Genomic DNA, 20,048 nt, shown 5'->3' with positions numbered 1-20,048 from the left:
AGGCCGAGGTCGAGGCGTGGTCCGTCAGGCGTCGCGCATGACCTCGGTGACGAAGCGGGCGGAGCGCTCGCGGAGGCCGTCGACGCGCAGCTCGACGAAGACCTCGCGCATCGACTCGTCGTCGCCCATCTCGGTGCGGGTGGGCGCGCGGCGCACGTTCTGCGAGCACAGGAACTCGGTGCAGATGAGCGTGCCGACGGTGTTGCCGCGACGCCCCGCGGCGCCGGCGCGGCGCGCGACGTAGAGGCTCACGTCCTCCGTCACGACGACGTCCTCGCACCACGCGCAGACGGCGCGCTTGCGCATCCCGCCCGTCTTGGCGTCGGTCGAGCGCAGCAGGACGCCGCGCGGCTCGCCGTCGACCTCGACGACGGCGTACGCGAGCAGCGGCGCCTTGCGGTCGCGCCACCCGAGGTAGTCGAGGCGGTCCCAGTCGAGCGTGTCGAGGTCGGGGAGGGTCGCCTGGGCGGCCTCGCGCTTGGAGGCGTTGACGAACGACGCGCGGATCTGCTTCTCGGTCAGGGGGTTCATGGGTTCAGGGCTTCCGTGTCGGTACGGTCCCACCCTGCCCGACGGCGCGCGGAGGCGCAGGCGGTCGGTTCACGACGACGTGCGGTCGCCGTGGCGCACGACGGCGCCGCTCGGTCGAGGCGGGGAGGGCGAGGATGAGGACATGCCCGCACCGTCCTCGGAACCCGCTGAGTGCTGGGTATCTGTCGTGCTGACGTCCGTGCGGCGACGGATGTCCAGCACTCACGGGGCACGCCGACCGTCGGGTCGGCGTCCGCGTGGTGGTCTCAGCGGGCGACGGTGCGGGAGGGGAGGGCGCCCGAGCAGGCCGTCATGGCCACCTCGCAGCCTGCGGTGCCGTGCATCCGCGTCTCCTCGTCCCGTGCGGTGCGCCGTCCGGCGCGACCTGTTCCCTGGTCGTGCCCGTCCGGCACGACGAACGGCTGCCCTCGGCAACCGTCACCCTCGATGGTGCGCCTCGCACAGGGCCGTCGTCAACGTGATTGCGGTCGCTCGGTGCCGCCCGACCGTCGAGCCCGGGGTTCCTTCCCAGAGTGCGCGCCGTGCGGGGAGCGACCCCGGGTTCGGTACGAGCGGCGTGCCCGGTGACCTCCGGCGACGGGGACGGGACGAAAGGCGGCGGGTCCGAAGCTGCCGTGGGCGGGAGACTCGGAGGCTCCGCCACCCGTCGTCGAGGAGGATCCTCCGTGCCCGTCGCGCCGTCACCGTCCCAGACCGCCGCAGCCGTGGAGGAGCGCCTGGTGTCCGTGGAGGTGGTGGTGCCGTCCGGCGTGTTCTGGTCGGGCCCGGCGCGCAGCGTCACGGTGCCGTCGGTGTCCGGCACCCTGGGCATCCTCGCGCGGCACCAGCCCGTCGCGGCGACCCTGAAGGCCGGGCGCGTGCGGCTGCGCACGCCCGACCGTCCGACGGCGGAGCTGCGCATCACCGGCGGTTTCCTCGTGGTCGACGACGACGAGGTGACGATCCTCGCCGACGACGCGATCTGGGTGCAGGCCAGGTAGCCCTTAGGAGGGGTCGGCCACCGGACCGAGCTGCACGACGACGATCCGGTGCCCGTCGGGGTCGTTGACGTGGGCGTACCGGTCCCCGGACTCGGCGTCGGCGTCGGGGCCGACGAACGGCTCGACCCCCGCGGCGGCGAGCCGGGCGAGAGTCGCATCGAGGTCGTCGACGTAGAGCACGAGGTTCGGCAGCCCGTGGCGCACGAGGGGCGCGCCGCCGTCGGGGAGCGGGACGAGCCACAGACCGGGCTCGTCGACACGGCCGGGGCCGACGTGCAGCAGCGGGAACCCCTCGGTCTCGCCGCGGAACAGCGTGCCGAACCCGAACCCGTCCGCCCAGAACGCGGCGCTCGCGTCGAGGTCACGGCAGAGCAGGACCGTGCGGCCGATCGTCGTCGTCATGCGGCGAGCCTAGGCCGTGCCGCCGATGCAGTGCGCGACCGCCCCCGCCCGCCCGACCAGACCTCCCGGGCGCATCTGCGCCGTCGGGCATACCGTGGGATCCATGGCGACCGACGGCGGCATCCGCAGGACGATCAGCGACCTCGTGGCGCAGGAGCGCGAGCTCCGCGAGCAGTTCGCGCAGGGGGAGATCACCGGGGGCCAGGAGCACGAGCGGCTCCGCGCGATCGAGGTCGAGCTCGACCAGTGCTGGGACCTGCTGCGCCAGCGCGACGCGGCGCGCGAGTTCGGGAGCGACCCGGATGCGGCGACCGTGCGCGACCCCGGTACGGTGGAGAACTACCTGGACTGATCGTCGCCGACGACGACGTCCGGGCCCCCGCACCGACCTCAGAAGGAGAACGCCATGACCACGACCAGCGAGCAGGCGGCCGACAGCCCCCTCCCCACCGGGACGGAAGGCCGCGACATCCCCGGGCACGCTGGCGCGCTGGCGCGGTTCGTCGTCTCGTTCGCCCTGTTCGTCGGCGGCCTCGTTCTCATGGGGTCGGGCATGTCCGGCGTCGACGGCGGCGTGTGGCTCTCGGGCGGGCCCCGCCCCCCCACCCCCCTCGCGGCCCCCCCCCCTGTGGGGGTGGCGCTACCGCCGGCGCGCTGACCCGCGCGACGGGGTGGCCGGGTCCCGACGGGACCCGGCCTCCGGCGTGTCCGGGGGTCAGCCGAGCGTGGCCCGCACGGCCTTCGCCGCCGTGACGAGGTGCTCGAGCGACGGCACGGTCTCCTCGTAGCGGCGGGTCTTCAGCCCGCAGTCCGGGTTGACCCAGACGACGCGCGGGTCGATCGACTTCACGGCGAGCTCCAGCAGCTCGGTGACCTCCTCAGTCGAGGGCACGCGCGGGCTGTGGATGTCGTAGACGCCCGGCCCGATGCCGCGCGCGTACCCGGCGTCGCGCAGCTCCGGGACGATCTCCATGCGCGAGCGCGCCGCCTCGACCGACGTCACGTCGGCGTCGAGGCCGTCGATCGCGCCGATGACCTCGCCGAACTCCGAGTAGCACAGGTGCGTGTGGATCTGCGTCGCCGCCTCCACGCCCGACGTCGCGAGGCGGAACGAGCCGACCGACCAGTCGAGGTACGCGGGCTGGTCGGCCTTGCGCAGCGGCAGGAGCTCGCGCAGCGCAGGCTCGTCGACCTGCACGATCCCGATGCCCGCGGCCTCCAGGTCCGCGATCTCGTCGCGCAGCGCGAGGCCCACCTGGTTCGCCGTGTCGCCGAGCGGCTGGTCGTCGCGCACGAACGACCACGCGAGGATCGTCACCGGCCCGGTGAGCATGCCCTTGACCGGCTTCTCGGTGAGCGACGCCGTGTACGCGGACCACTCGACCGTGATCGGCGCGGGCCGCGTGACGTCGCCCCACAGGATCGGCGGGCGCACGCAGCGCGACCCGTACGACTGCACCCAGCCGTTCGCGGTGACCGCGAAGCCGTCGAGGTGCTCCGCGAAGTACTGCACCATGTCGTTGCGCTCCGGCTCGCCGTGGACGAGCACGTCGAGGCCGAGCTCCTCCTGGAGCGCGACGACGCGCGCGATCTCCTCGCGCATCGCGGTCGTGTAGTCCGCGTCCGAGAGCTCGCCCTTGGTCCACAGCGCGCGGGCGCGGCGGATCTCCGGCGTCTGCGGGAACGAGCCGATCGTCGTCGTGGGCAGCGGCGGCAGGTTCAGGCGCTCCAGCTGCGCGGCCGCGCGCTCGGCGTAGTCGCCGCGCGCGAAGTCCGCGTCGGTCAGCGCCGCGGCCCGCTCGCGCACCGCGGGCACGACGACGCCGCTCGCCGCCGCACGCGACGCCACCGCCGCGCGGGACGCCTCGACCTCCGCCGCGACGGCCTCACGCCCCTCGGTGAGCGCGCGGGCGAGCGTCGCGACCTCGCCGACCTTCTGGTCCGCGAACGCGAGCCAGTCGCGCAGGCGCGGGTCGAGCGTCGTGCCCGATGCCGTGCCGGGCTCGGCGAACGTCTCGTCCTCCACGTCGTGCGGCACGTGCAGCAGCGACGTCGACGTGCCGACGGCGACCGCGCCGAGATCCGTCCCGGGCCGGTACGCCTCGACCAGGTCGAGCTTCGCGGCCAGGTCGGCCCGCCACACGTTGTGCCCGTCGATGACGCCGAGGACGAGCGTCTTGGTCTCGAGCCCCAGGGGCAACCCGTCGGGGAGGTCGGCCGCGACGCCGTCGAGCGCGATCGCTTCGACGTCGGTGTGCGAGAGAACGGCCAGGAAGTCGTGGTACCGGCCGTCGGGTCCGGGCGAGGTCTCGAGCCGACCGTACGGCGCGGCGACGAGGATCGCGGGCCGCACGTCCGATGCTGAAACCCGGGTTTCACGCGATCCCGAGGTCTGGCTGACGTCCAGACCCGGGTTCGGCACGGTGTCGAGGTCCGTCGCGAGCGCGCGGTACGCCCTCTCGACCGCTTCGGTGAGCTCCTCGGAGTTCGCAGGGTCGGTGACGAGGATCGGCTCGTCGAGCTGGACCCACGGTGCCCCTGCGGCGGCGAGCGCGCGCAGCAGGTCGGCGTAGGCGGCGACGACGTCGTCGAGGCGGTCGAGCGGCGAGTACCCGGCAGGGGCGTCGTCCGCGGCCTTGGACAGCGCGAGGAACGTCACCGGCCCGACGACGACGGGCCGCGTCACGACGCCCGCCTCCTTGGCCTCGACGAACTCGCGCACGACGCGGTCGTCGACGAACCGGATCGGGGTGTCCGGGCCGATCTCGGGCACGAGGTAGTGGTAGTTCGTGTCGAACCACTTGGTCATCTCGAGCGGGGCGTCGTCGCCCTTGCCGCGCGCCACGGTGAAGTAGCCCGCGAGGTCGAGGCGGCCGGCGTCGTCGGTGAGCGACGCGAACCGCGACGGGACAGCCCCGAGCGAGGCGGCGACGTCGAGCACCTGGTCGTAGTAGGAGAACGAGCCGGGGACGGACGCGTCGTCGGCGCCGAGCCCGAGGTCGACGAGGCGGCGCACGGTCGCGAGGCGCAGCTCGCGGGCCGTGGCCTCGAGCTCGTCGGCCGACGTCGTGCCGGCCCAGAACGCCTCGACGGCCTTCTTGAGCTCGCGGCGGCGCCCGATGCGCGGGTAGCCGAGCACGGTCCCCGCGGGAAATGCGGTGTCGACGGGAGGAGCGACCGGGTTCTGGGTAGGGGAGGGTACGGAAGTGGCCATGATCGAAACCTCTTGCTGGTCCGGAGGACCGGTCAGACGGGCGTGCCGTACGTGGCGGCGCTCGTCGTGGGCAGGGAGGTGCCGGTGACCCACGGCCCGCTGGCCAGGTCCGGGACGAGCGGGGCGGCGGCAGCGCTGGTGCTGCCTCCCGTCCCGGCCGACCCGCCGCCGAGGTGGACACCCTCGAGCAGGTCAAGAGCGGCGCGGTGCTTGTTGAACGTGTACACGTGCAGACCGGGCGCACCCGCGTCGAGGACGCGCTGCGCGACGTCCACCGTGTACGCGATCCCGTAGGCGTGCTGCGCCTCCGGGTCGGGCAGGGCGTCGAGCGCGTCCAGCAGGTGCTGGGGCGCGCGCACGCCCGTGAGCTCCTCGACGCGGCGGAGCCGCGCGGGCTCCGTCGTGGGCAGCAGCCCGGCGAGGATGGGGATCGTCACGCCGGCCGCGCGGGCCTCGGCGACGAAGTCGGTGTACGACGACGCGTCGTAGAAGAGCTGCGTGATGGCGAAGCTCGCGCCGGCCTGCTGCTTCTGCCACAGGCGACGCACCTCCTGGGTGCGCGTCGTGCCCGCCGCGGGGTTGCCGTCGCAGAACGTCGCGACGGCGATGGTCAGCGGGCGGGCCGCGCCGCGCAGCGCCGCGGCGGGGTCGGACGCGCAGCGCGACGCCTCGACCTCGCGCAGGAGCGCGACGAGCTCGGTCGACGACCGGACGCCGTCGGGCGCGGGCTGCCAGTCCGGCTGGTCGCGCGGCGGGTCGCCCCGCAGCGCGAGGAAGCTCCGCACGCCCTCGTCGAGGAAGTCGGAGATGACCTCCTCGACGTCCTCGCGCGACGCCCCGACGCACGTGAGGTGGGCGATCGGCAGGACGGGCGTGCCCTGGAGCAGGCGGCCGACGACCTGGCGCGCGGTCGCGCGGTCGGTGCCCGCCGCGCCGTACGTCACGGAGACGAAGTCGGGGTGCGTCGCGACGAGACGGCGCGCCGTCTCCCAGAACTTGGGCGCCGCGTCCGGCCGCCGCGGGGGCATGAGCTCGAACGAGACCGTCGGCCGTGCCGCCCCGCCGTGGGCCTGCCCGACGGCGTCCGCGACGCTCACGACGTCGCCTCACCGGCGGTGCGTGCGGGCGCGACCGCCGTCGGGCACGTGCTGCCCGGACGGTGCGCGAAGGATGCCTCTGAGACCATTAGTCGCTCCATCGACCCTGGCGTTAGCACCTTTGTCCTCGGGAGGCTTCCGTCGGCGGGTTGCTGCGGTGTCGTCGAGCCAGGACTCTCGACCGCTCTGGATGGTTGACACGATCCTACGGCCCATCCGGCATGCGGTCGAGGGCGCCCGCCAGGTGAGACGTCCCGACCGGGGGTGATCTCGCGTGACCCCCTCTAGGGTGAGTCGCGACCCGTCGACCGACCCGAGCACAGGAGCCCACCGTGTACGCGACCCCGACCCGCCCGATGACGCAGGACGAGCTCGACCGGATCTGCCGGGTGTGGGCCGACTGCGGCAGCGACGACCCCACCGACCAGTGGCTCGAGCTCTGGGACGGCGGCGACGCCGACGACCACCCCGAGGAGCGCGACGCGATCGTCGCGATCGCGCGGGAGGTCGGCCTGGTGGCCGGGGTCGAGGACGGCATCCTGCGCGTCCAGAAGACGCAGCAGCTCCACGACGAGATCGGCGCGCGCTGGATCTGACCGGGGTCCTCACCGGCGCCGGAGCTCCGGGACGTGCAGGCGCCGCAGGAACCGGTCGGTGCGCAGCGGCGGGCCGTGGCGGTCGCGCAGCGACACGACGACGACGGTCGCGGTCGCGAGCGGGATGGTCCAGGCCGCGGGCTGGGCGAGCAGGGCACGCACCACGCCGGGGACGCCGTCGGCCGTCTCCTCGGACGGACCGCTCCCGTACCCCGCGGCGGCGAGCGCGGCCGAGGCGAGCAGCGCCGTCGCGCACAGGACGGACCCCACGACCATCCCCGCCACCGCGCCGCGCGCGGTGAGGCGGCGCCACCACACGCCGAGCAGGATCACGGGGGACAGCGCGGAGGCGGCGAACACGAACACCGTCCCGACGCTCGTCACGAGGCCCTGGGGGATCGTGACGAGCGCGAAGGCGAGCGGGATGAGCGTGCACGCGACCGCAGACCACCGGAACGACCGCACGGTCCCGCCGAACAGGTCCTGGCTCACGACGCCCGCGAGCGCCACGACGAGCCCCGACGACGTGCCGAGGAACGCGGCGAACGCCCCGGCGACGACGAGGGCCGCGAGCAGCTCGCCCCCGAGCCCGGGCACGAGGCGGGTCGGCAGGGTGAGGACCACGGTGTCCGCGACGCCGGGCGCCGCGAGGTCGGGCGCGACGACCCGCGCGACGAGCCCGAGCGTGCTCGACACCATGTAGAACACGCTGATCATCACGAGCACGACGACGGTCGTGCGACGGGCCGAGCCGCCGTCGGGCGAGGTGTAGAAGCGCACGAGGACGTGCGGCAGGCCGGTCGTGCCGAGCAGGAGCGCGAGCAGGAGCGAGACGGTCGCGTACGCGTCGAGCCCGCCAGGCCCGGCGTCGTGGGGGAACACGGAGGCGGGGTCGAACGTGACGATCGCGCCGCCGGGCTCGAACGCCCCGCCGAGCGCCATGAGCACGAACACGAGGGGCAGCGCGAGGGCCGTGAGCTTGACCCAGAACTGGAACGCCTGGACGAACGTGATGGAGCGCATGCCGCCCGCCGCGACGACCGCGCTCACGACGACCGCGATCCCCACCGACCCGACCCACGGCGGGACGGGCGCGACGCTCGTGATGACGAGCGCCGCGCCGTGGAGCTGCGGCACCACGTAGAGCCACCCGATGACGAGCACGAGGACGCTCGTGACGCGGCGCGCGACGACGGAGTCGAGCCGGGCGTGGACGAAGTCGGGGATCGTGTAGGCGCCGCTGCGGCGCAGCGGGCCGGCGACGAACAGCAGGACGAGCAGGTAGCCCGCGGCGTACCCGACGGGGAACCAGAACGCCTCGGCGCCGGAGAGCAGCACGAGCCCCGAGAGGCCGAGGAACGTGCCCGCGGAGAGGTACTCGCCGCTGATCGCCGACGCGTTCCACACGGGCCGCACCGTGCGCGACGCGACGAAGAAGTCGCTCGTGGTGCGGGAGATGCGCAGGCCGTAGAACCCGATGAGGCCGGTCGCGAGCAGGAGCAGCCCGATCGCGACGAGGGGCAGCGCGCTCACGGGGCGCCCGCCTCGTCGGGGACCGCCTCGTCCGGGCTGGCCTCGGCGGGCCCGGCCGATCCCTCGGCGAGGGCGCGGTACCGGCGCTCGTTGCGCGCCGCCGCGACGGCGAACACGACCGCGAACGCGACGATCACGGGGTAGAAGCCGTACGCGTGCACGAGCCAGGGGAGCGGGACGCCGAGGATCACCACGGCGTCCAGCGCGGGCACCGCGCTCATCGTCACCGTGAGCAGCGCGACGACCGCGAGGAACGAGACCACGCAGGCGAGCCCGAGCCGGAGCTGCGCCCGGACGAGACCGCGCGTGTAGTGGGCCACGTCGTCGTCCGGATCCTCGGGACGACGCGGGGTGGCCGCGGACGTGCCCGACGGCGGTCCGCCCGCCGGGACGCCGGGCGCGGGTCCGGCGACAGGCGGGTGATCGGTCGACCGGACGCGCACGCGCTCGGGTCTGCGTCCGCCGGGTGCTGCACCCCGGGCCGGGGAGCGCACCTCGGGGTGCGGCTCTCGACCGGGAGCGCGCCCGTCGGCGGTCGAGAACGGGTCCGACGACGGGTCGGGGCCGCTCACGACGGCCCCCGGTGCGGGCCGAGCAGCGCCTCCCGCACCGCCGGGACCATCCGGCGGCTCACCGGGACCTCGTGGCCCGCGACGACGAGCGCGGGCTGTGCGCCCCCGAACCGCGCCGCGGTCACGGCCGCGCGGTCCACGAGGTACGACCGGTGGACGCGCAGGAACCCGGCCGGGGCCCACCGCTCCTCCAGGTCGGACAAGGGCTCGCGCACGAGGAACTGCTCGGTGTCCGTCACGAGCCGCGAGTAGTCGCCCTGCGCCTGGACCCACCGCACCGCGCCGCGGCGGACGAGGCGCGTCGTCGTCCCGACCGTCACGACGAGCGTCTCGTCCTCCGGCGCCTCGCGCGGCGCGCCGGACCCTGCGGCAGGGGGAGCGGCGCTCGCGGGCGGCGATCCGGCGTCGGGCACGACGCCCAGCCCGCCGACGCGGCCCGCGCGGTCCGCGACACGCTCCACGACCCGGTCGACGGCGCGCGTCAGGCGCTCGCGGCGCACGGGCTTGAGCACGTAGTCGACCGCCTCGACGTCGAACGCCTCGAGCGCGCGGGCCTCGTCGGCGGTGACGAACACGACCGCGGGGCGGTCGGTGAACCGCGACAGCGCGCGGGCGAGGTCGAGGCCGGTCAGCCCGGGCATGTGGATGTCGAGGAACGCCGCGTCGACCGTGCGCGAGGAGAGCTCGCGCAGCGCCTCCGATCCCGTCGCGACGCCGAGCACGGTCCGTACGCGCGGGTCGCGCCGCAGCAGGGCGACGAGCTCGTCGAGCACGGGCCGCTCGTCGTCGGCGACGAGCACGTCGAGCCCGACGGCGGCCGGGTCCTCGGGCGCCGGGCCGGGGGCCGGGTCGGTGCCGGTCACGGCACGCTCACCTCCGTCTCGTGCAAGGGCTGGGACCGCGGCACGCGCAGGCGCACGAGCGTGCCGGAGCCGGGCGCGGTCTCGATGTCGAGCGCGTGGTCGTCGCCGTAGAGCTGGCGCACACGTCGGTCGACGTTGCGCAGGCCCACGTGCTCGCTCCCGCGGGACGTGAGGAGCTCGCGCACGACGGCGGGGTCCATGCCGACGCCGTCGTCCTCGACCGTGATCTCCGTCTGGGTGCCCTCGTCGCGCGCGGTGATGACGATCGTGCCGCCGCGCTCCCTGGGCTCCAGCCCGTGCCGGACCGCGTTCTCGACGAGCGGCTGCACCGACAGGAAGGGGATGACGGTCGTCAGCGACTCGGGCGCGATCTGCAGGGTCACGGCGAGGCGCTCGCCGAACCGGGCGCGCTCGAGCTCGACGTAGGAGTGGATGGAGCGCAGCTCGTCCGCGAGGGTCGTGAAGTCGCCGCGGCCGCGGAACGAGTAGCGCGTGAAGTCGGCGAAGTCGAGCACGAGGTCGCGCGCCCGCTCCGGGTCCGTGCTGATGAACGACGCGATGGCGCCGAGCGCGTTGTAGACGAAGTGCGGGCTGATCTGGGCGCGCAGCGCGCGCAGCTCGGCCTGCGCGAGCGCGGTGCGCGACGCCTCCAGCTCACCGAGCTCGAGCTGGGCCGAGCACCACTGCGCGACCTCGCCCGTCGCGCGCACGAGCGGCGGGCGGACCGTGCCCGCGAACGCGACGACGACGCCCGCGACGCGCCCGCCCGCGACGACCGGGGCCCCGACGGCGTCCGCGACGTCGCCGCCCTCGTGCCCGGCGGCCCCGCTCTCGACGTGCCGCCGACCGGTGGCGAGCACGCGCTCGGCGACACGCCGCGCGTCGGGCTCAAGGGTCGTGCTGCCGTCGAGCGCGACCGCGCCCTCGGCGGTGACCACGGCGAGCGCGTCCGCGCCGAGGAGCTGGCGCAGCGAGCGGGCCGCGCGGCCGACGTCGTCGCCGTCGAGCCCGCCGCGCAGGTGCGTCGCGGCGCGCGACGCGAGGTGCAGGGTGCGGAACGTGGCGCGGTCCGAGTCGCTCCCGAGCTCGCGCGACCCCCGCGCGAGCCGCCACGCGAGCACGAGCCCGAGGGTGAGCAGGGCGCCGACGACGAGACCGGCGACGGCGCCGGCGAACACGGGCCCGGACATGCAGCGATCGTAACCAGCGTCACGTCGTCTCCCGCCTCCACCGACGGGTAAGGTGAGGCAAACCTACTCACGTTGAAGGAACCCCTGTGCCGATCTTCCGGACCGCATCGTCCAGCCTCCGCGTGCGCCGCGGCGCCCTCGCCGGTGCGCTCGTGCTCGCCTCCGCCCTGCTCGCCGCCTGCTCGTCCGGCCCGGCGGAGCCCGCGCCGACCGTGACGGAGGACGCTCCCGCTGCCGGGTACGCCGTCGAGCACGCGCGCGGGACCGCCGAGCTCGCGGCGGCGCCGCAGCGCGTCGTGACGCTCGAGCCCGTGGAGACGGACACCGCGGTCGCGCTCGGCGTCGTGCCGGTCGGCGCCGCCGTGCTGAGCGTCGAGGCCGGCGTGCCGGGCTACCTCGGAGAGGACGCGCAGGCGATCGAGGTCGTGGGCACGGTGCCCGAGCCGAGCCTCGAGGCCATCGCCGCGCTCGAGCCGGACCTCATCCTCGGCACGGAGTCGCGCCACGCAGACCTCTACGACCAGCTCGCGGGCATCGCGCCGACGGTGTTCATGGCGACGCAGACCGACCCGTGGCAGGAGAACGTGCTGCTCGTGGGCCGCGCGCTGGGCCGCGAGACCGACGCCCAGGCCCTGCTGACCGCCTACGACGAGCGGTGCGCGCAGCTCCAGGAGGACTACGACGTCTCCGGGACCGCGCAGCTCCTGCGCCCGCGCGACGGCATCGTGTCCGCCTACGGCCCGCGGTCGTTCGCGGGGAGCACGCTCGAGTGCGTCGGGTTCACGACGCCGGAGCAGGACTGGGGCGAGGACATCTCCGTCGACCTGTCGCCCGAGCGCGTGACCGAGGCCGCCGCCGACCTCGTCCTCGTCTCGGCCGCCGACCCGGCCGACCCGGCCGCGGTCCCGGCCGAGATCCCGCTCAACGCGGGGTCGTTCCCTGACGTGCGCGTCGTCGACCAGTCGTACTGGATCAGCGGCGTCGGCCCGCTCGGTGGCCAGGCCGTCCTCGACGACGTCGAGCAGTTCCTGCAGGACCGTGCCGGGTCCTGACCGGCCGGCCGGGCCCGCGTCCCCGGCCGTGGGCACGACGGGGTGCCGGTTCCACCGGTCGCCGAACGTGCTCTTCCGGGCGACGGTCGCGTGCGTGCACGACGTCGGTCCGCGCCTCGTGCGCGTGACCCTCGCCGGGCCCGACCTGGCCGGGTGCGCCGACGTCGGCCTCGACCAGCGCGTGAAGATCCTGCTCCCCGGGCCGGGGGCGGACGAGCTCGCCCGGCGTGCGGGGCTCGCGGACGAGAGCGCGTGGCGGCGCGAGTGGTCCGCGCTCGACGACGACGTGCGACCGGTGATGCGCTCGTACACGCCCGTGGCCGTGCGGCCGCAGGACGCCGAGGTGGACCTCGACCTGTACCTGCACGAGCCCGCGGGACCGGCGAGCGCGTGGGCTCGCCGCGCGGCTCCCGGCGACCGCGTGCTGCTGTCGGCCCCGCACGCGCGGTTCGGCGTGACCGACCACGGCACCCAGTGGGACCCGGGGCCCGACGTCGTGCACGTGCTGCTCGTCGGTGACGAGACCTCGGCGCCCGCGGTGCGCGGCATCCTCGCGAGCCTGCGCCCGGGCGTGCGGGTGCACGCGCTCGTCGAGGCGGACGACCCCGCGGACGCCCCGGTGGGGGACGTGCGCGGGACCGTGCGTGTCGAGCACGTGCCCCGGCGTCGCCGTGGGGGCGAGCGGGCCGTGATGGGCGCGGTCCGGGCCTGGGCCGCGGAGCACGGCCGGTCCGCGGCCGAGGCGGGCCACGGCTTCTACGCGTGGTGCGCGACGGAGAGCGCCACCGTCGCGCGGGTGCGCGCCGAGCTCGTCGCGGCGGGGATCGAGAGGTCGCGCGTGCACGCGCAGGGCTACTGGCACGACCGGGCCCGGCGTCGGCCGGAGCCGGACGGCGGCGCGGCGCGAGCCTGAGGACCGCTCGTCTCCTCCGGGGGCGCGCCCTCGCGACGCTCAGACGAGGATCGCGACCAGGACGACGAACAGCACCATGAGGACGAGGAGCGTGCCGAGCCCGACGAGCAGGCCGAGGGCGACCGGGTGCGCCTGCGGCCAGGGCACGAGCCGCCGGTCGAACGCGCGGAGCTGGGCTGGAGTGACCGGCTGGTGCCAGGGCGTGAGCGGGACGCCGCGGCGCGCGAGGTCGAGCGCGACGGCCGAGAGCTGGTCGCGGTCCCACATCTGCCCGACGAGCAGGAGCAGCCGCTTCGTCGGGCCGAGGACGATGAGGTGGTGCGTCGCCCCGGTCATCCCGAACGCCATGCGGTCCACGGTGACGACGCGGTCGACGTCCGCGACCGTGAAGCGCTTGGCTCTGCCCCACCCGTGCACGGTGTACGTCCCGTCACCCAGGACGATCCGCGCGCGGTCGACCATGCGTCGTCCGATCGCGTACGTCAGCGGGATCATGGACAGCGCGAAGACGAGGAACCCGACGGCGAGCGCCAGGTTCCCGCCCGTGATCGCCGCGGGGAGCTGAGCGAGGCCCACGAGCGGCGCGAGGATCGAGATCAGCGTCATGTTGGAGCGCAGCACCTGACGCTTCGCGGCGTCGCTCATGGCCAGCTCGATCATGGGCGGGAACGTCCCACGTCCGGTCGTCGTCGCGTCAGCCACGCCCGTCACCGTAGCCCTTCCGGGACGGGTCTCTCGCCGAGGCCGGCGAGCGTCGGGAGGAGGACGTCGTGACCGGCCCGCGCGGCTCCGGGGAGCCAGGCGGCGAAGACGGCCCCGAACGCGAGCGGGAGGAGCGCGACGCACCACGCGACCCCGCTCTGGAAGACGGCGCCGAGCGTCCCGAGCCCGACCGCCGCGGCGAGCCAGATCGCGACCAGGAGGAGGTCCAGCCCGCTCGGCGCGACCGCCCCGCGCACCCGGACGCCGTCGCGCTCCTCCGTGAGACGGGCCCGCAGCACGCTGTGACCGCTCGCGTGCGCACCGCTGGCCCAGCGGCGCGCGACCAGCACGTCGCCGCGCACGCGGACCCGGACCTCCTGCCCGCGGCGGGGCAGCTCCGCGACGCGGCGCCGGACGTCAGCGGTCGAGACGCGCGGCAGGAGCAGGTCGAGGGGGACGCGCAGCACGGCGCCGAGCCTAGGCCGTCAGCAGCAGCGCGAGCCCGGGTTGGCGTCCTGCTCGGCGTGGCGCATGCGCCAGAACTCGCGCTCGGTCATCACGACACCGCCCGGGTGCACCGCGCGCTGGTGCGCGGCGTAGGTCGCGTACGCGTCGTCGCCCATGACCTGCCGCACGTACCAGCGGACGGCGCGGAGCCCCGCCACGACGGTCGCGCGGACCGTCGTGGCGGGACCCTGCGAGCCCTGCCGCACCGTCACCGGTGCCCCGTCGCGGCAGGACGCTTCTCGGGCGGCAGCGCCGCCCACTTCTTCTGGATCTCCTTCTCGGCCTTCGTCGCGAACAGGTCGGCCGGCGCGAAGCGGCGCGACGCCACGGGCGGGTCCTCGTGGTTCGTGCCGCCGCCGACGCGCAGCGCCTTCGCGGTCACGAGGACCGAGGCGACGATGACGACGATCGCGAGCACGACGAACACGATCGAGAGCGTGCCCTGGACGAACGTGTTGCGGACGACCGCCTCCATGGCCTCGACCGAGCCGGCCGTGCCGAACGACGTCTCGCCGGCGGCGAGCGCGTCCTTGAAGGCGTTGTGGTTGGCCCAGTACCCGACCGCGGGGACCGGGGAGAAGATCTTCTCGATCGACGCCCAGATGGTGATGACCGCGGTGAACGCGAGCGGCACCGCGACGATCCACAGCCAGCGCTGGTAGCTGCGTCCGCGCTTGGCGACGATCGCCAGCACGACGGCGAGCGCGATGGCCGCGAGGAGCTGGTTCGCGATGCCGAACAGCGGGAAGAACGTGTTGATGCCACCGAGCGGGTCGGTGACGCCGAGGTAGAGGATGCTGCCCCACCCGGCGACCATGATCGCGGTGCACAACCACACGCCCGGCCGCCACGTCACGTCCCGGAACTTCGGCGCCACGTTGCCGATCGTGTCCTGGAGCATGAACCGCGCGACGCGCGTGCCGGCGTCCACGGCGGTGAGGATGAACAGCGCCTCGAACATGATCGCGAAGTGGTACCAGAAGCCCATCATCGCGGTGCCGCCCACGAGCTGCTGCATGATGTGCGCGAGGCCCAGGGCGAGCGTCGGGGCGCCACCCGTGCGGGACACGATCGACGGCTCACCCACCGCCTCCGCCGTCCAGGTGAGCATGTCCGGCGTGAGGTTCACGCCCATGAGGCCGAGCCCGTTGACGAACGCGACCGCGCCCTCGACGGTGCCGCCCGTGGCGGCCGCCGAGGAGTTCATCGCGAAGTAGATCCCGCGGTCGATCGAGATCGCGGCGACGAGCGCCATGATCGCCACGAACGACTCCATGAGCATGCCGCCGTAGCCGATGAATCGCGTCTGGCGCTCCTTCTCGACGAGCTTGGGCGTCGTGCCCGACGCGATGAGGGCGTGGAACCCGGACAAGGCACCGCACGCGATCGTCACGAACAGGAAGGGCCAGAGGGCTCCGGACACGACCGGGCCGGTCTCGCCGCTCGCGAACTCGCTGATCGCGGGGACGGTGATCTCCGGCCGCACGACGATCACCGCGACGGCGAGGACGACGATGACGCCGACCTTCATGAACGTCGACAGGTAGTCGCGCGGGGCGAGCAGGAGCCACACGGGCAGGACGGCGGCGACGAAGCCGTAGACGATCACGCCCACGGCGATGGTCGTGCGGTCGAGGGTGAAGAGGTCGGCGCCCCAGGCGGTGTCGGCGATCCAGCCGCCGCCGATGATCGCGGCGAGCAGCAGGACGAAGCCGATGACCGAGACCTCGGTGATCTTGCCCGGGCGGAGGTAGCGCAGGTACACGCCCATGAAGAGCGCGATGGGGATCGTCATCGAGACGGAGAAGACGCCCCACGGGCTCTCGCCGAGCGCGTTGACGACCACCAGGGCGAGGATCGCGACGATGATGATCATGATGAGCAGCGACGCGACGATCGCGGCGGTGCCCCCCACGCGGCCCAGCTCCTGGCGCGCCATCTGGCCGATGGTCCGCCCGCCGCGGCGCATCGAGAAGAACAGGACGAGGTAGTCCTGCACCGCGCCGGCGAGCACGACGCCGACGATGATCCAGATGGTGCCGGGCAGGTAGCCCATCTGCGCGGCGAGCACCGGGCCGACGAGCGGGCCCGCGCCGGCGATCGCGGCGAAGTGGTGGCCGAACAGCACGTGGCGGTCGGTCGGGACGTAGTCCTTGCCGTCCTCGCGCACCTCGGCGGGGGTCGCCCGCCGGTCGTCGGGGCGCGTGATGAAGCGCTCGATGACCTTGGAGTAGAAGCGGTACCCGATGAGGTAGGTGCAGACGGCTGCGAACACGAACCAGATCGCGTTGACCGTCTCGCCGCGGACCACCGCGAGCACGACCCACGCGACGCCACCGAGCAGCGAGATCGCGACCCAGAGGGCGATCTTCTGCGGCGTCCAGCGGGTCCGCGTCTGCGCTCCGGGGACGGAGTCGGGCACTGCGGTGGGGGGCAGCGACGGGTCCGGCACGATCTCCGGCTCGTCGGGGGCGGCGTTCCGCGCCGCGCGGGTGTCTGTCGTCATCGAGCCTCTCCAGGGTCGCGTCGTTGCGTCCGACCACGGAAGGCTAGGGAGGCCGCGAGGGGGTGATCCAGGTCACGTCGACGGGCGGTCGTGGTGTGCGACGAACGGTGGCCCGCGTGCGACGAACGGCGGTCCCCGCGCGCCCCCGGGAGCCGGGCGTTACGTTCGATCCGTCCCTACCGGAGGTGCCTGTGCCGATGCCGTCCCCCTCGTCACCCCGCACGTCGCTGCGTATCTCCAGGCCCGCCGCGGCGCTCGCGGCGGTCGTCGCGCTCGTGCTCGCCCTCGGCACCGTGCTCGCGCTCGGTGCCGCCGGTGCCCTGCCCGCCTCCGCGCAGGTCGAGACCGGGCGGCTCTCGCTCTTCAAGCGCATCGAGAACCTGGACACGGGCTCGTCGGAAGGGCGGCGCGAGCTGTGGACGATGCACGCGCGCAACGTCGAGACCGGCGCGGTCATCGAGGGCGACGGGCTCAACGGCGTCCAGTCCCTCGAGGTCCCCGCGGGTACGTACCGGATCTGGGAGACGGGCGGCGTCGCGGGCTTCCGGTTCCAGAACTGGAACTGCGGCGGGGAGGACATCCTCGACCCCACGCCCGACGTCGTCGTCCCGCCCGGCGGGACGCTCACGTGCACGGTGGACAACGAGGCGATCTCCCCGACGCTCACGCTCGTCAAGGCGGTGGTCGGGGGCACGGCGTCGCCCGAGGACTGGACGCTGCGCGCGCAGGGACCGTCGTCGATCGGCGGGCCGTCCGGGTCCGACGCGGTGACGAACCAGACGGTCCGCATCGGGCAGTACACCCTCTCCGAGGAGGGCGGCCCCGACGGCTACCGCGCCGAGGGGTGGGTGTGCGAGGGCGCGGAGGTCGTCGGCAGCACCGTGACGATCGACCTCGCCGACTCGGTGACGTGCGTCGTCACCAACGTCGCGCCGGTGGTGCCGACCGTGCCGACCCTGACGCTCGTCAAGGAGGTCGTCGGCGGTCCGGCCGCGGCCGGGGACTGGACGCTCACGGCGGAGAACGGCGCGACGACGCTCACCGGGACCACGGGGGACGCGGCGATCACCGCGGCCGAGGTGAGTCCCGGGAGGTACACCCTCAGCGAGGACGGCCCGGCCGGGTACGACGGCGCGTGGTCGTGCACGGGCGCCACGTCGGGCGACGGCTCGGACGGCGCCGTGACGGTCGCGGAGGGCGACGACGTCGTCTGCACGGCCACGAACACGTGGGCCGGCGGCACCCTCACGCTCGTCAAGGAGCTCGCGGGCGAGACCCTCGCCCGCCCCGTCGACTGGACGCTGAGCGCGACGGGGTCCGACGCCGAGGTCGTGGGCCGGTCCGGGACCGCGGAGGTCACGGACGTCCCGGTGCCCGCGGGCGACTACACGCTCGCGGAGGACGGCTGGTCCGGGTTCACCGCGGGGGACTGGGCGTGCGACGGCGGCACGGTGACCGGGGCCGTCGTGACGGTCGACCCGGGCGCGGACGTCACGTGCACGATCGTCAACACGCCGCTGCCCTCGCGGCTCACGCTCGTCAAGGTGGTCGACGGCGGCCCGGCGGCCCCGGAGGACTGGACGCTGTCCGCGTCGGGTCCACAGGCCGACGGGACGACCGGGACGATCTCCGGGCCCTCGGGCGGCGCGGCCGTGAGCCACGTCGACGTGGGCGAGGGGATCCACGAGCTGTCCGAGTCCGGCGGGCCCGCGGGGTACGAGCCGGGGGCGTGGGTCTGCGTCGGTGGGGTCCAGCTCGGCTCGTCGAGCGTGCTCGTCGGTCCGGACGACGACGTCGTCTGCACCGTGACGAACACGTACGTCGGGTCGATGCTGACCCTCGTGAAGGTCGTCGTCGGCGGGTCGGGCGACCCGGAGGCCTGGACCCTCACGGCGACCGACGTGGGCGGCCAGAACGTCGCGAGCGGGCCGGTGGGGAGCGAGGAGGTCACCGCGGTGCCGCTCCCGCCCGGAGCCTACGAGCTGGCGGAGTCCGGGGGGTACGGCGGTTACGACTCCGAGGGCTGGACGTGCGACGCCGGGACGCTCGCGGGCTCGACGGTCACGCTCGGTCCCGGCGACGAGGCCACGTGCGTGGTGACGAACCGTGCGCGGCTGCCCCACCTCACGCTCGTCAAGGAGCTCGACGACCGCGGCTACACGGGCGACGCCGTCGCGACCGACTGGACCCTGACCGCCACGGGCGAGGGGCAGGAGATCGCGGGCGTCACGGGCTCCGCCGACGTCTCGCACGTCGCCGTCGGGCCGGGGCGGTACGCGCTCGGCGAGACCGGCGGTCCCGACGGCTGGACCGCCTTGCGCTGGGTCTGCGACGGCGCGCGCGTCGTGCAGACGCGCGGGCTCGGTGACGCGCTCGTGTCGACGGTCGTCGTCGAGACGGGCGACGACGTGACGTGCACGGTGACCAACCACTGGCTCGCGGGCACGCTGACGCTCCACAAGGAGGTCGTCGACGACGTCGCGCCCGCCGACGACTGGCAGCTCACCGCCGCGGGGCCCACGCCGCTGTCGGGCTTCGACGGGAGCGGGGACGTCACGGACGTCCCGGTGGCCGCCGGGACGTACGACCTCACCGAGTCGGGCAGCGACTGGGACTACACCCAGGAGGAGTGGACGTGCGACGGCGGCGAGCTGGTCGACGCGGACACCGTGCGGGTGCAGGACGGCGCCGACGTCGAGTGCACGGTCGTGAACGCGGTGCTCGACCCGCCCACCCCGGGCCCGAGCCCGACCCCGACCGAGCCGACGGCACCGCCCACCGACGGGCCGACGTCGGACGTCCCGGAGCCGGACGGCACGGCGACACCAGGAGCGACGCCCGGCGACGACCTCGCCGCGACCGGGACCGACGTCGTCGTGCTGCTCGCCCTGGCCGCGGTGGCGCTCGCCGTCGGCGGGACGCTGCTCGGCGTCCGGCGCCGACGCGGGTGAACGGGTCGGCGCGGCGCCGGCGCGGCCGAGGCTCGCCGCGCGGTGCGCGTGCCTCCGGGCTACTGTCCTGCCGTGGCCGACGAGGGCGAGCGGGTCGAGCAGACGGAGCAGACCGAGACCGGGCCGGTCGAGAGGACCGAGCCGGGTGAGACGGCCGAGCGCGACGAGCACGCGGGACGGTCGTGGCGCGAGACCGTCACCGTGGTCCTGCTCGCCGTGACCGCGGTGCTCACGGCGTGGAGCGGGTTCGAGTCGAGCAAGTGGGGCGGCGAGATGTCGATCGCCTTCTCGCGCGCCTCGACGCAGCGGATCGAGGCCTGGGGGGGGGGGGGGGGGCGCCCCCGCGCCGGCCCCCGCCGCCGGCGCGCGGGGGGGAAGAGTGGGGGGGGGGGCGCGCGCGGGCGGGACGCGCGGTGGC

At 74.6% G+C, this 20,048-nt stretch carries 19 protein-coding genes, 1 pseudogene and 1 riboswitch; of the genes and pseudogenes, 8 read left to right on the top strand and 12 right to left on the bottom strand.

Going from position 1 to position 20,048, the window contains the following annotated elements:
* Positions 1-24: 24 nt before the first annotated feature.
* Positions 25-531 (bottom strand): FBP domain-containing protein, encoded by a 507-nt coding sequence (locus ACFWH7_RS01220; RefSeq protein WP_378214651.1) that lies wholly within the window; start codon positions 529-531, stop codon positions 25-27.
* A 686-nt stretch (positions 532-1,217) separates the two neighbouring features.
* Between ACFWH7_RS01220 and atpC the strand changes: the two genes are divergently transcribed.
* On the top strand, positions 1,218-1,532 hold the full coding sequence (gene atpC, locus ACFWH7_RS01215) for an ATP synthase F1 subunit epsilon (protein WP_378214650.1): 315 nt from the start codon (positions 1,218-1,220) through the stop codon (positions 1,530-1,532).
* Between the two features lie 3 nt (positions 1,533-1,535).
* Here the strand turns inward: atpC and ACFWH7_RS01210 are convergent, their stop codons facing one another.
* Positions 1,536-1,934, bottom strand: coding sequence for a VOC family protein (locus tag ACFWH7_RS01210; protein ID WP_378214649.1), 399 nt, complete (start codon positions 1,932-1,934; stop codon positions 1,536-1,538).
* A 103-nt stretch (positions 1,935-2,037) separates the two neighbouring features.
* On the opposite strand from ACFWH7_RS01210, the gene ACFWH7_RS01205 reads away from it, so the two are divergent.
* On the top strand, positions 2,038-2,286 hold the full coding sequence (locus ACFWH7_RS01205; RefSeq protein WP_378214648.1) for a DUF2630 family protein: 249 nt from the start codon (positions 2,038-2,040) through the stop codon (positions 2,284-2,286).
* A 54-nt stretch (positions 2,287-2,340) separates the two neighbouring features.
* The gene (locus tag ACFWH7_RS01200) at positions 2,341-2,592 is read left to right on the top strand and encodes a hypothetical protein (RefSeq protein WP_378214647.1); all 252 of its coding nucleotides are present in this window, start codon (positions 2,341-2,343) and stop codon (positions 2,590-2,592) included.
* Between the two features lie 57 nt (positions 2,593-2,649).
* Here ACFWH7_RS01200 and metE read toward each other — a convergent pair whose 3' ends face one another.
* Positions 2,650-5,148, bottom strand: coding sequence for a 5-methyltetrahydropteroyltriglutamate--homocysteine S-methyltransferase (metE, locus tag ACFWH7_RS01195; protein ID WP_378214646.1), 2,499 nt, complete (start codon positions 5,146-5,148; stop codon positions 2,650-2,652).
* Positions 5,149-5,180: 32 nt separating this feature from the next.
* Entirely contained in the window at positions 5,181-6,176 is a 996-nt protein-coding gene (locus ACFWH7_RS01190; RefSeq protein ID WP_378214680.1) for a methylenetetrahydrofolate reductase, read from the bottom strand.
* A gap of 163 nt (positions 6,177-6,339) precedes the next feature.
* A riboswitch (SAM riboswitch) is annotated at positions 6,340-6,442 on the bottom strand.
* Between the two features lie 135 nt (positions 6,443-6,577).
* On the opposite strand from ACFWH7_RS01190, the gene ACFWH7_RS01185 reads away from it, so the two are divergent.
* Entirely contained in the window at positions 6,578-6,841 is a 264-nt protein-coding gene (locus tag ACFWH7_RS01185) for a hypothetical protein (protein WP_378214645.1), read from the top strand.
* 9 nt (positions 6,842-6,850) lie between these two features.
* On the opposite strand, the gene ACFWH7_RS01180 is transcribed toward ACFWH7_RS01185, so the two are convergent.
* The 4 genes from ACFWH7_RS01180 to ACFWH7_RS01165 all read right to left on the bottom strand — a co-directional run bounded on the left by ACFWH7_RS01180 (position 6,851) and on the right by ACFWH7_RS01165 (position 10,999).
* Complete coding sequence (locus ACFWH7_RS01180) at positions 6,851-8,374, bottom strand: sodium/solute symporter (RefSeq protein ID WP_378214644.1); 1,524 nt, start codon at positions 8,372-8,374, stop codon at positions 6,851-6,853.
* Complete coding sequence (locus ACFWH7_RS01175; RefSeq protein ID WP_378214643.1) at positions 8,371-8,694, bottom strand: heavy metal transporter; 324 nt, start codon at positions 8,692-8,694, stop codon at positions 8,371-8,373. The genes ACFWH7_RS01180 and ACFWH7_RS01175 overlap by 4 nt, the downstream gene beginning before the upstream one ends.
* Before the next feature lie 248 nt (positions 8,695-8,942).
* Entirely contained in the window at positions 8,943-9,809 is an 867-nt protein-coding gene (locus ACFWH7_RS01170) for a LytR/AlgR family response regulator transcription factor (protein ID WP_378214642.1), read from the bottom strand.
* Complete coding sequence (locus tag ACFWH7_RS01165; protein WP_378214641.1) at positions 9,806-10,999, bottom strand: sensor histidine kinase; 1,194 nt, start codon at positions 10,997-10,999, stop codon at positions 9,806-9,808. Before ACFWH7_RS01165 ends, ACFWH7_RS01170 begins: the two co-directional genes overlap by 4 nt.
* A gap of 86 nt (positions 11,000-11,085) precedes the next feature.
* Here ACFWH7_RS01165 and ACFWH7_RS01160 point away from each other — a divergent pair, with 86 nt between their 5' ends.
* Together ACFWH7_RS01160 and ACFWH7_RS01155 are read left to right on the top strand one after the other, a co-directional pair.
* A complete protein-coding gene (locus tag ACFWH7_RS01160; RefSeq protein ID WP_378214640.1) occupies positions 11,086-12,051 on the top strand; it encodes an ABC transporter substrate-binding protein in 966 nt (321 codons plus the stop codon).
* A gap of 94 nt (positions 12,052-12,145) precedes the next feature.
* Positions 12,146-12,964: a siderophore-interacting protein gene (locus ACFWH7_RS01155; protein ID WP_378214639.1), complete on the top strand. Its 819-nt coding sequence runs from the start codon at positions 12,146-12,148 to the stop codon at positions 12,962-12,964.
* Between the two features lie 39 nt (positions 12,965-13,003).
* Here the strand turns inward: ACFWH7_RS01155 and ACFWH7_RS01150 are convergent, their stop codons facing one another.
* From ACFWH7_RS01150 to ACFWH7_RS01135, 4 genes are read right to left on the bottom strand one after another with little or no spacing between them, the layout of a single operon-like run.
* Positions 13,004-13,666: a hypothetical protein gene (locus ACFWH7_RS01150; RefSeq protein ID WP_378214638.1), complete on the bottom strand. Its 663-nt coding sequence runs from the start codon at positions 13,664-13,666 to the stop codon at positions 13,004-13,006.
* Between the two features lie 5 nt (positions 13,667-13,671).
* Positions 13,672-14,133, bottom strand: a complete 462-nt coding sequence (locus ACFWH7_RS01145) for a hypothetical protein (protein WP_378214637.1) — start codon at positions 14,131-14,133, stop codon at positions 13,672-13,674.
* A gap of 18 nt (positions 14,134-14,151) precedes the next feature.
* Positions 14,152-14,385 (bottom strand): YbdD/YjiX family protein, encoded by a 234-nt coding sequence (locus tag ACFWH7_RS01140; RefSeq protein ID WP_378214636.1) that lies wholly within the window; start codon positions 14,383-14,385, stop codon positions 14,152-14,154.
* Positions 14,382-16,679 carry a carbon starvation CstA family protein gene (locus tag ACFWH7_RS01135; protein ID WP_378214635.1) on the bottom strand — a complete coding sequence of 766 codons (2,298 nt, stop codon included), beginning with the start codon at positions 16,677-16,679 and terminating at the stop codon, positions 14,382-14,384. Before ACFWH7_RS01135 ends, ACFWH7_RS01140 begins: the two co-directional genes overlap by 4 nt.
* 197 nt (positions 16,680-16,876) lie before the next feature.
* Between ACFWH7_RS01135 and ACFWH7_RS01130 the strand changes: the two genes are divergently transcribed.
* On the top strand, positions 16,877-19,630 hold the full coding sequence (locus ACFWH7_RS01130; protein ID WP_378214634.1) for a hypothetical protein: 2,754 nt from the start codon (positions 16,877-16,879) through the stop codon (positions 19,628-19,630).
* Positions 19,631-19,702: 72 nt separating this feature from the next.
* Positions 19,703-20,048 (top strand): annotated as a pseudogene (locus ACFWH7_RS01125) (hypothetical protein); the annotation flags it as partial.

The organism is Cellulosimicrobium cellulans (assembly GCF_042723955.1).
GTDB lineage: Bacteria > Actinomycetota > Actinomycetes > Actinomycetales > Cellulomonadaceae > Cellulosimicrobium > Cellulosimicrobium cellulans_H.
The sequence above is the reverse complement of the archived record's forward strand: the minus strand, read 5'-3'. Positions and strand labels throughout refer to the sequence as shown.